A 14,402-nucleotide genomic window follows, 5' to 3' on the forward strand; every position below is an offset into this window, starting at 1 on the left:
TACTCGCAAAGCTGCGGATCACTTCCGCCTTACGTGTTGCATCCGCGTCGTCCTATCCGCGCAAGGCTGCTGCCACTATGACAAGTACAGGGAACAGCGGGATGATCACCGGCGGCACGATCCAATCAGCCAGGCGAAACCGGGACAATGCATCTTCCTGCTTCTTCGGCGGGAGCGTTTGTTACCCTCAGTCACCGGTACATGCCGCGCAACAGGACGGTGATGAAGAACCGTACGCTCGCCTGATCCGGATAGCCAGCCCTAATATCGCGAATGGCCTCCCGGCGTGGACGGAAACCGTGTTCAATCGAACTGAAAGGGCGCATGGTGGTTGCTGCGTCAGGTCGGCGGATCGCCACCATGATCCTGGTGACTGGCCCCACTCGCAGCGCCATGGAAATGATATCCATCGGGTCCATGGATCTGGCGGATGCACAACGCATCGATGCGAGCAGGACGGACGAGAAGAGCTGAAAGCCGTCCCTGTCAGGTTCTTGCCGGTTCGAGGACCGGCCGCTTGATCGCCTCCTCCTTCTTCTTCCTGGGCGGAGGCGCGATCAGGCCATCGCGAATCGCCTGCTTTCGCGCGAGCTTGCGCATGCGGCGCACAGCATCGGATTTCCTTCTTGCGGCTTGCTCGGAAGGCTTCTCGTAAAACCGGCGTCGCCGCATTTCCCTGAATACGCCCTCGCGCTGCATCTTCTTCTTGAGGACGCGAAGCGCCTGCTCAACGTTGTTGTCGCGGACGAATACCTGCAAAATCTGCTCCTCGCGACCTGGCTGCAAACGGACAGTCCTGCATGGCAGCCAATTGCGCAGGAGTGATGTAACAATGGAGGATGATCGTATCGGTGACTTCTTCACCGTACCGAAAGCAGCAGCGGTCTCAGAGGGGGAGACGTAACGGACGTGACCACGTCATGGGCAGGTGTGTCAATTGCAACGTTCGCGGTCAACCATCTGGGAGCAAAGCCTGGCATGGCAGCAGGTCCAGCCGATCAGGACGCCGAAGGCCGAGAAGAAGAATCCGGATTCGAGGCGGCTGGGCGGGATATATCGCGCCTGGCGCGTCGGCAACTATCGCGCCGGCGCGATGCCGTAGGTGTAGGGGTCGGCAACGCTGCCCGATCCATCGCGGGTCAACTTCCCCTGTTCGTACAGGATCGAACAGTCAGACTTGACACGTTGCTGATAGGTCTTGTCCTCCCAGTAGAGCATTTCCGCGATATCGATGGCGGCCAACTTCAGCCGACGTTTGCGCTTCAACAAGTCGAGAATATCTTCCGCAATGGTCAATTGAAACCTCCTCTCATCGGCAGTGATCGTATCCCCAAGGTCATGCCTTGTCGTTACTCCAGAGTCGAACAATTCACTCGATCTCGGGCGATGCATCCTTGAATGAAAATCATCTTCGTGGCCAATCGGCCAGTCTGCATCCCTTCCCGAAACCGTTGGCTGTTCGCTGCGATTGAGCGCATCGTGTGCCCTCGAACGGACGATGCGATCGATTGCAACACATCGCCGGTTAACGATGCGGCAATGCTGAATCGACGCGCCATGCCGATCCGACAGCACCCCTGTCGTTCATATCGCTTGCTTTTGCGACTCGAGCCGACGATGGTGGTCATTCGGCTGCATTGCGCCATCCGTTGCGGTCGCGACGGAGTTCTACATTCGCGATGTTGGTGTTGCGCACCGCACTCACCACCGCGACCGGTTCTCGTGACCGATTTTCGTCAGTGATGCGGTCAGCTGCCTTGGCCTCGTGCGCGGCCGGCCGTCCGGGAAACAGGAAGGTCATTACAATGATCGCTCAGGATGTCGCGTACTCTCCCGAAGAGTTGGCAGGTTTCAAGGCGGTTTTCGACGACGCCCTTGCCTCACTGTCGCCACTGATGCTCACGACGGGCAACCGTTTGCAGATCGCACAGAACGTGCTCGCCTGTGCTGCAACCGGCGAACGCGATCCCGTGGAACTTGGACAGGCAGCGCTGGCAAGCCTGGAAGCCGGCTGAAAGCACAGCTAAAGCGAGATGACTTTTTTTCAAATCGTCATCTCGCTTTGCCCTTTGTTTGAGCATGATCTTTTTGGAAGGCCGCTTCACACTCTTCCGGATTATGCTTCAGCGTGTGCGTATGGAAGACTTTGCAATGAAGAACGATCCCTATCCTCTCCATATTGCTCCAGCCCTGATCTTGATCGCGATCGTGTTGATCGTTTGGGCGCTCGTCGGCAATGTGTAGAACGACATAACCGATCTCATAGTGTGGGCGAGAGCCGACGAACCTCTCGACGGCTGCTCCTGGAAGCGTCTTGCGCATGCCGACATCTCACACCACCTCCCGCACCCGCAATCCCGCAATCGCGTCCACGTCGTAGCCGAGCGAGCGCAGCACCTCGTCGGTGTGGGCGCCGAGCGCGGGTGCCATGCGGTCGAGGCGACCGCCGCCGTGTTCGAGGCGGAAACCGCTGCCGGCGAAGCGCAGGCGGCCGTAGGGCGTGTCGAGCTCCTGGATGGCGCCGCGCGCGGCGATCTGCGGATGGTCGATCGTTTCCTCGACCTTCCAGATGCTGGCGCAGGGCGCGCCGGCGGCCTCCAGTATCTTCTCCCACTCGCGCGCATCTTTGGCCGCAAGCTTCTCCTCGATGATGGCGCGCAGCGCCGGCTCGTTGTTCCGCCGCTCGAACCAGTCGGCGAAGCGCGGGTCCTCGAACGTCGCCTCGCAGCCGAGAGCGGTCATCAGCGCGCGGTACTGCTTCTCGGTGTTGACGGCAAGCAGGATGTACCCGCCGCCTGCCTTGAACAGGTTGGCGGTGGGGCGGCGGCTGACGGCCTGGTTGCCGGAGAGTTGCTGCTTGTGGCCGGCCACCGAGTAATCGGCGATCTGCCCGGAAAGAAAAGCCAACGTCGCCTCCAGCATGGAAACGTCGACGAGCTGCCCCTTGCCGGTCGCGTTGCGCTGGAACAACGCGCTGGACACGCCAAACGCGGCGGTGGCGCCCGACAGCACGTCGCACACCGCAAAGCCGGCGCGCGTCGGCCCGGTTTCGGCATGGCCGGTGATCGCCATGATGCCGCTCATCGCCTGGATCTTGCCGTCATAGCCGGCGCCGAGCCGGTCCGGGCCGGTCTGGCCGAAGCCGCTGATGGCGCAATAGATCAGCCGCGGATTGACTTGCGACAGCGCCGCATAGCCGATGCCGAGCTTGTCCATCACGCCGGGGCGGAAATTTTCCATGACCACGTCGGCTTGCGCGGCGAGCTGTTTGACGATTGCGATCGCCTCAGGCTTGGAGAGGTCGAGTGTCAGGCTGCGTTTGTTGCCGTTGATCGCCTGCCAGCCCGGCGCAAGGCCGCGATCTGCCCATTCGCGGGAAAGCGGCGTGCGGCGCATCTCCTCGCCCTCGCGCCGTTCCACCTTGATGACGTCGGCGCCGAGCAGCGCCAGCTGATAGCTGGCGTAGGGGCCGGCGAGCACCTGCGTGAAGTCCAGGATCTTCACACCTTCGAACGGTCGGGTCACGCGCGCATCTCCCGCCACAGCTCAGGCGGCGCGGTTGCCGCGCGCAATTTCCTTCTGCTTGTCGAACTCGGCGCGGCGCCGCGCCAGCTCCTCCGGAGAGAGCTGCGCCACATTGTTGTAATCGAGCTTCCAGGCGGCGTCCTCGCTCCAGCGCAACGGCGACTGCATGGTGGTGCGCGCGCCCGCGGCGCTTTCCAGCAGGCGCAGCGCCAGCTCGAGCGTCAGCTCCTGCGAGGCCGCATCGTGCGGCTTGCCGGCGGAATTGCCGAGCGGAAAATCCGAGAACAGGAAACGCGGCACGGCGGCGTGCTCGATGATGTCCTTGGCGCATCCCATCACCACGGTTGGAATCCCGTTGGCTTCGAGATGCCGGGCAACGAGTGCGGTGGTCTGGTGACAGACCGGGCAGTTCGGCACCAGCACGGCGACGTCGACCTTGTCGGCCCGGCAGCGGGTGAGGATTTCAGGCGCATCGACGTCGATGGTGACGCGATGGCTGCGGTTGGTCGGCGCGCCGAAGAAGCGCGGCGCCACCTCGCCGATGCGGCCTCCCGCCCTGGCTTTCAGAAGCTGCGGCAGCGGAAACCAGGTGCCGTTGTCGGTCGCCGTGGTGTGCTTGCGGTCGTAGCCGATGTGAGAGATGCGCAGATCGTGCTCGGCCGACGTGTCGCCGTCATAGACCTGGTAGAACTTGGCACTGCCATTGTAGGCGGCGCCGGGGCCCTGATCGCCTTTCGAGGGATCGTAGGGCGCGGCCGTGGTGATGATGGTCACGCGCGATTGCGAAAGCGGCTTCGTCGGCGGCTGGAACGGCGCGTCGGTATAGTGGGCCCAGCGGTAAGGCGCCGTGTAGCCGATCGCAGCGTAGTAATCGCGCGTCCGCTGCATGTAGGGAACCGGAGAGTCATGGTCGGGTGCGAAGCCGAAATCGTCGTCTGACGGGGCGGCCATGTTTCTCTCCGTGCTTCTTTATTTGAAGCCCAGCGTAGATTCCCTGCCAATCCCCTGCAAGGCCGGCTCAGCAGGGCGGCGATGCAAATACGCTTCCCCGCCCCTCACTTCGCCCGGGTCAGCGCCAGCCAGATGCCGCCGCCGATCATGAAGCCGCCGGAGATGCGCGAGACCAGCCGCGTGCGCTCTGCCGAGAAGAACTTTCGGGCCCGGCCGGCAAGCAAGGCATAGATCGCATCGGTCATGACCGCGGTAACCATGAAGGTGATGCCGAGCAACGCCACTTGCGGAAAGTGCGGCTGGCTCATGTCCATAAACTGGGGAATGAAGGCGCCGAAGAACACCAGCACCTTCGGGTTCGACAGCAGGACCAGAAAACCCTGCAAGAAGAAGCCGCCGCGCGGCGGCGCGGGCTTCTCGTCCACGCTGAGGCCTTCGACGGGAGAACGGATCAGCTTGATACCGAGCCAGACCAGGTAGGCGGCGCCGGCGAAGCGCACCCAGTCGAACCAGTAACCCATGGTGGCCATCAACGAGGTCAGTCCGATCGCGACAATGCCGATCACGATCGTAAGCCCCGCCTGCGCGCCCGCGACATTGATCAGCGCCGCGCGCGTGCCGTAGCGCAGCCCGTTGGCGATCAGGAGACTGACGATCGGACCGGGCAACAGCGCCAGCGCAATGCAGGCGACGACGAAGGCGAGATAGGCTTGCAGCGACATCATGACGGGGGAACCTGCGGCGGGAGGATGATCGCGACATTATGCATGTCGCGTCCGAAAACGCTACTTGACATGCAACCTTTTGGTTGCCTATCGTCGGCGCATGGATGAAGTCTTCAAGGCGCTGGCGGATCCGTCACGGCGGTCGCTGCTGGATCGGCTGCACGCCAGGAACGGCCAGACCCTGAACGAGCTGTGCGAGGGGCTTGCCATGACGCGGCAGGCCGTGACCAAGCACCTTTCGATCCTGGAGGACGCAAACCTCGTCTCTTCGATCCGGCACGGCCGCGAAAAGCTGCACTACCTCAATCCGGTGCCGATCCATCAGATCGGGGAACGCTGGATCAAAAAATTCGAGCGCGCGAAGCTCGTCGCACTCGGCGAGTTGAAGCGAAAACTGGAGCAGAACGAGAGTTAGGTTGGAGTACCCCGATGGATATCGCAAAGTTCAAGCCGGCGATCGTCTACACGATCTATATCGCGTCCACGCCGCAGAAGGTGTGGCAAGCGCTGACATCGGCCGAATTCAGCCGGCAGTATTTCTTCGGAAATTCGGTCGAGGTCGATCTCCGGGTCGGCGGCGCCTATATCGTACGCACGCCGGACGGCGCGCTGCACATCTCGGGCGAGGTGATCGAATGCGAACGCCCTCGAAAACTCACCGTCACCTTCAACGTCAACTGGCCGGAGCTGGTCGAGAAGCTCGGCCCGACGCTCGTCACCTGGGAGATCGAGCAGGCGGGCGAGACCGTGCGGTTGACGCTGATCCAGTCGCAGGATCGCGAGCTTTCCGACGACATCCTCTCCGGCGGCCGCAGCGGCTGGCCTGCGATCCTCTCCAGCCTGAAGAGCGTGCTGGAGACGGGCAAGCCGCTCGCCGTGCAGATGGCGCCGCCGCAGCGCATGCTCGACGCGCTGAAGGCGATGGGGATCAAGACGCCAATGTGACTGCTGGCCATCGGGTAAGCGACGCCGTCGGGCGTGCGTCAAGGAGCGATTCGTGCTAGTATAAATTCATGGCCAAGAGAAAAGGAAATACAGCGGCAACCGGACCCAAGGGCGACGCATTTGTGCTTGGAAGGCGGAGCTTTGCAAAAATAAGTGCCGTTGAGGGAATCCAATTGACCGACGCCATGAATAAGCGAGGTAGGCTCGCCCGCTCCAAGAAGCTGTCCCCGGATGAGTATCGCGAAACGATCATCCGCAACCACCGGAAGGGCTGAGCGGGACCGCGTATGTATGACGCGGTCGACGATCCCTACACCTACGAGAACTCGACAGTCCTGGTAAACAAGCTCGGACTGCGAGGGCAGGCAGAACTCGATGCCTTCGAGGCGGAAATATCCAGTGCCCGGGCTGAAGAGCCGCTACCTGAAGGCGTACTGGATTTCGTACACTATAAGTCAATCCACCATCACCTTTTTCAGGATGTGTACGAGTGGGCAGGACAGGTACGAACCGTCCGGTTGTTCAAGGGCGGCAATCCATTCTGCTTCCCCGAGAACATCGAGGGTCAGGCGACCCGGCTGTTCGATCAACTGAGGGCCGCCGATTACCTGCGGAATATGGACGCAAGCTCCTTCTCGCGCGAAGCCGCGCATTTCCTGGCTGAATTGAACGCCATTCATGCCTTCCGCGAAGGAAATGGCCGCTCGCAGCTCACTTTCCTTGCACTGGTTTCCAGTCGCGCCGGACATCCTCTCGATCTCGAGCGGCTTGATCCGGATTCGATGCTGGCCGCGATGATCGCGAGCTTTAATGGCGAGGAAGATCCGCTGGCCGAAGTCATCAAAGACTTGATTGCCTGAAGGCGCGCCAGCGGCGGCGCTAATCCGGCAGCGGGGCGACGATGCGGCGGTAGAGGTGCCAGGTGGCGTGGCCGAGCACCGGCAGCGTCACCACGAGGCCGAGGAAATACGGGATCGCCGAGACGATCAGGACCACCACGATGACGGCGGCCCAGCCGATCATCGGGACCGGGCTCGCCACCACGGCGCGGACACTGGTGACCATGGCGGTGACGAAATCGACGTCGCGGTCGAGCAGCAGCGGGAACGACACCACGGTCAGCGAGAACAGGATCAGCGACAGCGCGGCGCCCACCGCATTGCCGATGGCGAGGAACAACAGCCCCTCGTTGGTGGTGAGCACCACCGTGATGAACTGCTGGACGCTGGAGAACGAGGCGTTGATGCCGAGGATCAGGGCGATCAGGAGCCGCACCTGGTACATCCAGATCACGAAGACGAAGAGCGTGACGAAGGCCATCCAGCCGAGCTCGGTGCGGGAGCGCACCGTGCTCCAGATGGCACCGAGCGTGACCGGTTCGCCGTTCTCGCGGCGGCGGCTCATCTCATAGAGGCCGATGGCGACGAACGGGCCGATCAGCGCAAAGCCTGCGGCGATGGGGTAAGCGAGATAGACCATGCCGAAGGCGGTGAGGCTCAGCACGATCAGGATGCCGCCGGCGGCATAAAGTGCGCCGAAGGCGAGCCCATAGAGCGGCATGGCCTGGAAATCGCGCAGCCCCTGCCCCAAAGCTTCGGCAATGTCGGCCGCCGCGATCGGCCGCACCACCGGATCGGTCTTGCCGGAGATCGACATCGGCGCTTCCTCCCCAAATCGTTTGGGGGCAGATGGTGCCCGGCAAAGCGGGCGGCGTGTTGATCCTGATCAAGCCGCGTCGTCAGACACGCGGCACCAGCAAAACCGCCGCAACCAGATTGGCAACGAACAGCGCCGCGTCGATGACAAAAATCCGCAGCATCGGCCCTCTCAGGACGGGCCAATAGGCTACCCCGATCCGGCCGCCGCGCATCAGAACCGGCAGATTGTAGGCAAACTGGCTGAAGTGACAGGCAGAGAAGAACACGAACAGCGCGAGCTGCGCATCGATCGCCTGAAAGAAGGGCGGCCGGAACAATAGAAGATACAGCGACAATAAGCCGATCGGCAGGTTCATCGCGCCCAGAAACGCCACGCTGGCCGACAAGGTCGGCGCAATCGGATTTGCGCGCTCCTCGCGCGGCACCAGGATCTTCAGCGTGTTGTGCTGGGCGACGCTGAACTGAATGAACGCGCCGCCGAACCACAGCGTGTTCAGCAGGAGGACGAAATCGGCAAAGCTCATGGCTACTTTCCGTAAAAGGCCTCGCTGCGCACCACGCGGCCGTCGTCGTCGAAATCCATGAATTCGATGGCGCGCGTGTCACCGAGCTGCCACCAGACCGTCAGACGAGCGATCGTATCGTCCCAGCTCCAGGCGAGGATCTTCAGGTCTGCGCTCTCGATGGCGCCGTAAGCCTTTTGCCAGTAGGCCCGGATGTTCTCGGCCCCCGCGACGACGGGAGAATCCGTAAACTTGAGCGCAAGCGGACTGCGCATCTCCGCGTTCCCGGCAAAATGCGCCACCACCGCGTCGATATCGACCTTGCACCAGTTCGCACACCACGCCTCGACGAACCGTCCGGCGCTCGCCCGGTCCATTGCCCGTCCGCCCATGCCCTCATCCCCCGTCGTTCAACGGCGGCAGGATGGCACGGCGCAATTCTCATGTCAACTATATTGACCTTATGGTCACCCGCTGCTGTCGGCGATGGCTTGCATGACGGCGATCCAGGCCGCAGCGCCGGAAGGTCCGACGCGATCAAACGCCTCGCGCATGACCTTGCGCTCGTAGCCCGATGCCCGCTGTTCGACGCGCCTGCCCTCGGCGGTCAGTTGCAGGAGCTTCGAGCGATGTTGTTCAGGCGACCGCCTCGCCGTCACCAACTTGCGCTGCTGCAACTGGCTGAGCGGCCGGTTCAGCGCCTGCTTGGAGATGCCGAGGATTTCGATCAGGGCGCCGATCGAGATATCGGGCTGTCGTGCCACGACATAGAGAACGCGGTGGTGGGCGCGCGACAGGCCGAGCGTGGCAAGATAGCGGTCCGCCGAAAGCGTCATGCCGCGCCAGCCGTAATACATGAGCTCCAGGGCCGCATCCAAATCGTGCAGCTTCCCGAGCGAAGCACGGTGCAGGTCCGCGGCGCGCGAAGTGTTTGCTGGCATTTTTCCTACCGCGTCGAATTTACGGAATGCGCCGACCTATTTCTTCACCCTCGACTCGCGCTCCTTGATCAGCGCATCGAGCTCGGCTTGCTGCTGCTCGATACGTTCGGCAGTCCGCTCTTCGTTGAAGGCGCCCGACGATCCCGTTGCCTGTTCCGTCAACTGCCTGATGTTGTCGCGAAGGATCGCGATGCGGTCGTTGAGTTCCGACAACGAGAGAATGCTGTAATCGTTCATGATTCATGGCTCCTGACAACGAAAACTCTAGCTGCGCGCGCGCCCCGGGCGCGTTGACGCAGCGCAACCCTATCCCAGCCCTCGCAATTCCCGCCGCAGCACCTTTCCGGTGGCGGTCATCGGCAGGGTCTCGGTAAACTGCACGAAGCGCGGATATTCATGGGCGGCGAGCTGGACCTTGACGAATTCCTGGATTTCCCGCGCCAGCGCTTCGCCCGCAGCAAAGCCCGGCCGCAGCACGATCCAGGCCTTGATCGATTCGGTACGGATCGGATCGGGAATGCCGACCACGGCGGCCATGGCGACCGCCGGATGCTTCATCAAGGTGTGCTCGATCTCGGACGGGCCGACGCGATAGCCGGCCGTGGTGATGACGTCGTCCTCGCGGCTGACGTACCAGAAATAGCCGTCGTCATCCTGGGTGCCGAGATCGCCGGTCAGCAGGAACTCGCCGGCATATTTCTTCGCGGTGTCTTCCGGATTGCGCCAGTATTCGATCATGGTGCAGGGGCACGGCTGGCGCACGCCGACGATGCCCCGCGTGCCCCGCGGCAGCTCCTCGCCCCTGTCGTTGACGATGCGGACGTCGAAGCCGGGCGTCGCCTTGCCCATCGAGCCCGGGCGAATCGGGAACAGGTTGGCGTTGCTGCCGATCACGAGATTGCATTCGGTTTGGCCGAACACCTCGTGGGCGTCGACGCCGAGGGTCTCGCGCACCCAGCCCAGAAGTTCGCCGCCGAGCGACTCGCCGCCCGTAAAAATGCTGCGCAGCCTGACGCCGGGATGCCCGACGCCCGCCTGCCGCATCAGCTTCAGCGCCGTCGGCGGCAGGAAGACGTTGCGGATGTTCAGCCTCGCCATCAGCTCCATGGCCGCCTGCGGCTCGAACTTGCGCGCACGATGCCCGACGATCGGGATGCCGTGATACCAGAACGCGAGCAGGGCGTTGATCAGCCCGCCGATCCAGGCCCAGTCGGCCGGCGTCCACATCAGATCGCCCGGACGCGGCAGGAAGTTGTGGCACATCTCGACATTGGGCAGATGGCCGAGCACGACGCGGTGCGCATGCAGCGCGCCTTTCGGGTTACCTGTGGTGCCCGACGTGTAGATGATCAGCGCGGGATCGTCGCACGACGTATCGACGGTTGCGAATTCGGGCGATGCTGCCCTCAGCGTGGTCCAGAATGATTGCGTGGCCGGCGGCGTCCTGTCGCCGACGACATAGACATTCTTCAGTGCCGGCAGCCGCTCGCGTATCCTTGCCAGTTTTTCCCAGCCGCCTTCGTCGGTGACGATGGCTTTCGCTTCGGAATTCGACAGGCGGAATTCCAGCGCGTCCTCGCCGAACAGCGCAAACAGCGGGATCGAAATCATGCCGGAGCGGAAGGCAGCCAGATGCGTGATCGGCAATTCCAGCGATTGCGACAGGAACACCGCGACGCGATCGCCGCGCACGAGGCCATCGGCCTTCATCACATTGGCAAAGCGGCGCGAGGCGTCGGCGACGGCGTCAAAGGACGTGCGCGTGGTGCCGCCGTCCTCGTCGACATAGATCAGCGCCAGGCGGCCCGAGCCGTCGGCATGGCGGTCGCAGCAGGCGGCAGCGATGTTGAAGCGCGCGGGGATGTCCCAGCGGAAGTCCCGGTAGAGCTCGTCATAGGTTTTGGCTTCGGTGAGCATGCGCCCGGCGTCCATCCTTCGCCATGGCCGGGCAAAAGCGCGAAGCGCGTCTTCCCCCTCTTGTCCCGGCCATCCACGTCTTCTCTTGCCGCTAGTTTTAAAGACGTGGATGCCCGGCACAAGGCCGGGCATGACGCCGCGGAGGTATTCGGGCGCTCGCGAGGAACTGCGGACCGCGCGGCTAGCCCGTCAGCGCCGCCTTCACCATGCCGCTGGCCTTGCCGAAATCCATCTGGCCGGCGAACTTCGCGCGCAGCACGCCGATCACCTTGCCCATGTCCTTCATGCCGGCGGCCCCGGTCTCGGCGATCGCGGCCGCGATTGCGGCCTTCACGTCGTCCTCCGACATCTGCTTGGGCAGATAGGCCGAGATGATCGCGATTTCCTCGCGCTCCTGGGCGGCGAGTTCGGCGCGGCCACCCTTGTCGTAGAGCTCGACCGATTCCTGGCGCTGCTTGATCATCTTCTGGAACAGGCCGAGCAGGTCGGCGTCGGACAGCGGCGGCTTGCCCTGCCCGCGCGCGTCGATGTCGGCGTTCTTGATGGTGGAATTGACCATGCGCAAGGTGGAGAGCTTGCGCTCGTCCTTGGCCTTCATCGCTTCCTTGACCGCGTTGTTGATGTCGTCGCGCAGCATCAAATCGTCCTTTCGGCTGTCCGGGCCCTGATCTAGGCGGTTCGGGCCGGGGAAACAATCGGTTCCGCGTCGCCCGGGACGGCCCGTCGCCAGCCAAACCGGCGGAATTGCCGGCCAAATATGCGGAAATCGCGTGTGAATCCGCCCGCTTCGGCTTTGACGGGCGCGGCCGCTCCCACTATGTAGAGCGCTCATGACCACATCTGAAAACGCTCCCGCCTGGCCGGACCTCAAACCGACCGCGCTCCTCGTGCTCGCCGATGGCACCGTGCTGGAAGGTTTTGGCCTCGGCGCGGAAGGACAGGCCGTCGGCGAAGTCTGCTTCAACACCGCCATGACCGGCTATGAGGAGATCCTGACCGATCCCTCCTATGCCGGCCAGATCATCACCTTCACCTTCCCGCATATCGGCAATGTCGGCACCAACGAGGAAGACATCGAGACGGTGAACATGGCGGCAACGCCCGGCGCCCGCGGCGTGATCCTGCGCAGCGCCATCACCGATCCCTCGAACTACCGCGCCACCCGCCATCTCGACCAGTGGCTGAAGGCGCGCGGCATCATCGGCCTCTCCGGCATCGACACCCGCGCGCTGACCGCGCTGATCCGCAGCAAGGGCATGCCCAATGCCGTGATCGCGCATTCCAGGGATGGCAAGTTCGACCTGCACGGCCTGAAGGAAGAGGCGCGCGAATGGCCGGGCCTCGAGGGCATGGACCTCGTGCCGATGGTCACTTCCGGCCAGCGCTTCACCTGGGACGAGACGCCATGGTCGTGGGACAAGGGCTTTGGCAGGCAGACCGATCCGCAATTCAACGTCGTGGCGATCGACTACGGCATCAAGCGCAACATCCTGCGCCTGCTCGCCGGCGTCGGCTGCAAGGTGACGGTGGTGCCCGCGACCACCTCGGCCGAAGATATTCTTAGCCTGAAACCGGACGGCGTATTCCTGTCCAACGGCCCGGGCGATCCCGCCGCGACCGGCAAATACGCGGTGCCCGTGATCCAGAAGGTGATCGAGTCGGGCACGCCGACGTTTGGAATTTGCTTGGGCCACCAGATGCTCGGCCTTGCCGTCGGCGCCAAGACGAAAAAGATGCATCAGGGCCATCACGGCGCCAATCATCCGGTCAAGGACGAGACCACCGGCAAGGTCGAGATCACCTCGATGAACCACGGCTTTGCCGTGGACCAGGCGACGCTGCCTGACGGCGCGACGCAGACGCACATCTCGCTGTTCGACGGCTCCAATTGCGGCATCGCGCTCGACGGCAAGCCGGTCTTCTCCGTGCAGTACCATCCGGAAGCCTCGCCCGGCCCGCGCGACTCGCACTACCTGTTCCAGCGCTTTGCCGATTTGATGCGGGCGAAGAAGAGCGCGTAAGGAACGCGGACGGCCGATAACGGTTGCGTTGTAGGGTGGGCAAAGCGGAAAGCGTGCCCACCTGTCTTGCACCGTGCATTTAAAGGTGGGCACGGCGCTTCGCGCCTTTGCCCACCCTACGGAGTCGGGCCATGTCCGTCGTCGCTGCCGATGCCAAGCCGCTCACCTTCGTCTTCGCAGACGATGGCCTCATCCCCAACAATCCGATGCCGTTCCTCGTCTACAAGGGCGCGGTGGATTTGGCGGGCGGTCATCCCGAAGCGGCGATCGAGAAGCTGTTCGGCGCCAACGGCTGGGGCGCGATGTGGCGCAACGGCGTCTACGACTTTCCGCACTACCACGCGACCGTGCACGAGGTGCTCGGCATCGCGCGCGGGCATGCCCGCGTGCGCTTCGGCGGCGAGCACGGCGAGGTGCTGGAGATTGCCGCGGGCGACGTCGCGATCCTGCCCGCCGGCACCGGGCATCAATGCATCTCCTCGAGCGGCGATTTCTCGGTGGTCGGCGCCTACCCTCCGGGGCCGCCGATGGACCTGGTGCGGCCGAGCAAGGAAGCGCATGCGAAGGCGCTGAAGAAGATTCCAAAGGTCGCCGTGCCGAAGACCGATCCGGTGCTCGGCGCGGACGGGCCGCTGGTGAGGCTGTGGCTGCGGTAGCGCCGCAGTCGTCATTGCGAGCGCAGCGAAGCAATCCAGCTTTGCCGCAACAAGAAGGCTGGATTGCTTCGTCGCTTCGCTCCTCGCAATGACGGAAACGCTACGCCCCCCAGCTTGCGTACGCGCTCGGCCAATTGGTCGGTGGTGGCGAAGATCGCCTCCGACTGCTCGTCGAGCAGCAGATGGTAGTCGCGGAAGTGCCGGCCGCTGACGTGCCAGTGGAAATTCTTGGTCTTAAGGTAGAGCGCGAAGGAATCGGCCAATAGCACGTTGAGCGCCGCCGAGACCTTGTCGACCGCGGCCTGCGGCAGGTCGGTCGGGGTGTCGAGATCGGGGGAAACGCGGGATTTGTTGTTGTCCTGTCTTGCTTTGCTCAGGGTGGACCTTCCTGTAGGGAAACGGATTGGACATTGCCTGCGGAACGAATTAACGCATCATCGCTACCCCGGTTCCTGCGCAGGAACCCCACACCCGGATGCCTTCACCCCCATGGATGAATGGATCGACTATTAAGATTACACGCACACGATCTATGTGAGCAAGCTGCATCGCGACCGGCA

General features: G+C 63.1%; 21 protein-coding genes and 1 pseudogene. 6 read left to right on the forward strand and 16 right to left on the reverse strand.

What is annotated here, in order from left to right; translation table 11 throughout:
- Positions 1–191: 191 nt before the first annotated feature.
- From ACT4OC_RS31210 to ACT4OC_RS31225, 4 genes are all read right to left on the reverse strand, one after another.
- Complete coding sequence (locus tag ACT4OC_RS31210; RefSeq protein ID WP_444842917.1) at positions 192–410, reverse strand: hypothetical protein; 219 nt, start codon at positions 408–410, stop codon at positions 192–194.
- A gap of 76 nt (positions 411–486) precedes the next feature.
- Positions 487–759 carry a 30S ribosomal protein S21 gene (gene rpsU / locus ACT4OC_RS31215; protein ID WP_444842936.1) on the reverse strand — a complete coding sequence of 91 codons (273 nt, stop codon included), beginning with the start codon at positions 757–759 and terminating at the stop codon, positions 487–489.
- 318 nt (positions 760–1,077) lie between these two features.
- The gene (locus ACT4OC_RS31220; protein ID WP_444842918.1) at positions 1,078–1,296 is read right to left on the reverse strand and encodes a hypothetical protein; all 219 of its coding nucleotides are present in this window, start codon (positions 1,294–1,296) and stop codon (positions 1,078–1,080) included.
- A gap of 328 nt (positions 1,297–1,624) precedes the next feature.
- The gene (locus ACT4OC_RS31225) at positions 1,625–1,801 is read right to left on the reverse strand and encodes a hypothetical protein (protein WP_444842919.1); all 177 of its coding nucleotides are present in this window, start codon (positions 1,799–1,801) and stop codon (positions 1,625–1,627) included.
- Between the two features lie 4 nt (positions 1,802–1,805).
- Here ACT4OC_RS31225 and ACT4OC_RS31230 point away from each other — a divergent pair, with 4 nt between their 5' ends.
- A complete protein-coding gene (locus ACT4OC_RS31230; RefSeq protein WP_444842920.1) occupies positions 1,806–2,015 on the forward strand; it encodes a hypothetical protein in 210 nt (69 codons plus the stop codon).
- Between the two features lie 37 nt (positions 2,016–2,052).
- Here the strand turns inward: ACT4OC_RS31230 and ACT4OC_RS31235 are convergent, their stop codons facing one another.
- From ACT4OC_RS31235 to ACT4OC_RS31250, 4 genes are all read right to left on the reverse strand, one after another.
- The gene (locus ACT4OC_RS31235; protein WP_444842921.1) at positions 2,053–2,322 is read right to left on the reverse strand and encodes a hypothetical protein; all 270 of its coding nucleotides are present in this window, start codon (positions 2,320–2,322) and stop codon (positions 2,053–2,055) included.
- 9 nt (positions 2,323–2,331) lie between these two features.
- The gene (locus ACT4OC_RS31240) at positions 2,332–3,525 is read right to left on the reverse strand and encodes a CaiB/BaiF CoA transferase family protein (RefSeq protein WP_444842922.1); all 1,194 of its coding nucleotides are present in this window, start codon (positions 3,523–3,525) and stop codon (positions 2,332–2,334) included.
- Positions 3,526–3,546: 21 nt separating this feature from the next.
- A complete protein-coding gene (locus ACT4OC_RS31245) occupies positions 3,547–4,476 on the reverse strand; it encodes a glycine reductase (protein WP_444842923.1) in 930 nt (309 codons plus the stop codon).
- A 104-nt stretch (positions 4,477–4,580) separates the two neighbouring features.
- A complete protein-coding gene (locus tag ACT4OC_RS31250; RefSeq protein ID WP_444842937.1) occupies positions 4,581–5,198 on the reverse strand; it encodes a LysE family translocator in 618 nt (205 codons plus the stop codon).
- Between the two features lie 103 nt (positions 5,199–5,301).
- On the opposite strand from ACT4OC_RS31250, the gene ACT4OC_RS31255 reads away from it, so the two are divergent.
- The 3 genes from ACT4OC_RS31255 (at position 5,302) to ACT4OC_RS31265 (ending at position 7,006) form a co-directional block, all read left to right on the forward strand.
- Entirely contained in the window at positions 5,302–5,616 is a 315-nt protein-coding gene (locus ACT4OC_RS31255; protein ID WP_444842924.1) for an ArsR/SmtB family transcription factor, read from the forward strand.
- Positions 5,617–5,630: 14 nt separating this feature from the next.
- Entirely contained in the window at positions 5,631–6,146 is a 516-nt protein-coding gene (locus tag ACT4OC_RS31260) for an SRPBCC family protein (RefSeq protein ID WP_444842925.1), read from the forward strand.
- 287 nt (positions 6,147–6,433) lie between these two features.
- Positions 6,434–7,006: a Fic/DOC family protein gene (locus ACT4OC_RS31265; protein ID WP_444842926.1), complete on the forward strand. Its 573-nt coding sequence runs from the start codon at positions 6,434–6,436 to the stop codon at positions 7,004–7,006.
- Positions 7,007–7,025: 19 nt separating this feature from the next.
- On the opposite strand, the gene ACT4OC_RS31270 is transcribed toward ACT4OC_RS31265, so the two are convergent.
- The 7 genes from ACT4OC_RS31270 to ACT4OC_RS31300 all read right to left on the reverse strand — a co-directional run bounded on the left by ACT4OC_RS31270 (position 7,026) and on the right by ACT4OC_RS31300 (position 11,802).
- Positions 7,026–7,802, reverse strand: coding sequence for a DUF2189 domain-containing protein (locus ACT4OC_RS31270; RefSeq protein ID WP_444842927.1), 777 nt, complete (start codon positions 7,800–7,802; stop codon positions 7,026–7,028).
- An 82-nt stretch (positions 7,803–7,884) separates the two neighbouring features.
- A complete protein-coding gene (locus ACT4OC_RS31275; RefSeq protein WP_444842928.1) occupies positions 7,885–8,328 on the reverse strand; it encodes a hypothetical protein in 444 nt (147 codons plus the stop codon).
- 2 nt (positions 8,329–8,330) lie between these two features.
- A complete protein-coding gene (locus ACT4OC_RS31280) occupies positions 8,331–8,699 on the reverse strand; it encodes a nuclear transport factor 2 family protein (RefSeq protein ID WP_444842929.1) in 369 nt (122 codons plus the stop codon).
- Positions 8,700–8,774: 75 nt separating this feature from the next.
- Positions 8,775–9,248: a MarR family winged helix-turn-helix transcriptional regulator gene (locus ACT4OC_RS31285; RefSeq protein ID WP_444842930.1), complete on the reverse strand. Its 474-nt coding sequence runs from the start codon at positions 9,246–9,248 to the stop codon at positions 8,775–8,777.
- 36 nt (positions 9,249–9,284) lie between these two features.
- A complete protein-coding gene (locus ACT4OC_RS31290) occupies positions 9,285–9,485 on the reverse strand; it encodes a hypothetical protein (RefSeq protein ID WP_444842931.1) in 201 nt (66 codons plus the stop codon).
- A 69-nt stretch (positions 9,486–9,554) separates the two neighbouring features.
- Complete coding sequence (locus ACT4OC_RS31295; protein WP_444842932.1) at positions 9,555–11,165, reverse strand: acyl-CoA synthetase; 1,611 nt, start codon at positions 11,163–11,165, stop codon at positions 9,555–9,557.
- A gap of 181 nt (positions 11,166–11,346) precedes the next feature.
- Complete coding sequence (locus ACT4OC_RS31300; RefSeq protein ID WP_444842933.1) at positions 11,347–11,802, reverse strand: GatB/YqeY domain-containing protein; 456 nt, start codon at positions 11,800–11,802, stop codon at positions 11,347–11,349.
- A gap of 193 nt (positions 11,803–11,995) precedes the next feature.
- Here ACT4OC_RS31300 and carA point away from each other — a divergent pair, with 193 nt between their 5' ends.
- Positions 11,996–13,186, forward strand: coding sequence for a glutamine-hydrolyzing carbamoyl-phosphate synthase small subunit (carA, locus tag ACT4OC_RS31305; RefSeq protein ID WP_444842934.1), 1,191 nt, complete (start codon positions 11,996–11,998; stop codon positions 13,184–13,186).
- A 131-nt stretch (positions 13,187–13,317) separates the two neighbouring features.
- Complete coding sequence (locus ACT4OC_RS31310) at positions 13,318–13,842, forward strand: hypothetical protein (protein WP_444842935.1); 525 nt, start codon at positions 13,318–13,320, stop codon at positions 13,840–13,842.
- 86 nt (positions 13,843–13,928) lie between these two features.
- Here the strand turns inward: ACT4OC_RS31310 and ACT4OC_RS31315 are convergent.
- A pseudogene (locus ACT4OC_RS31315) lies at positions 13,929–14,219 on the reverse strand (Dps family protein); the annotation flags it as partial.
- Positions 14,220–14,402 lie beyond the last annotated feature (183 nt).

The sequence above is a fragment of the Bradyrhizobium sp. genome (genome assembly GCF_052389815.1).
Lineage (GTDB): Bacteria > Pseudomonadota > Alphaproteobacteria > Rhizobiales > Xanthobacteraceae > Bradyrhizobium.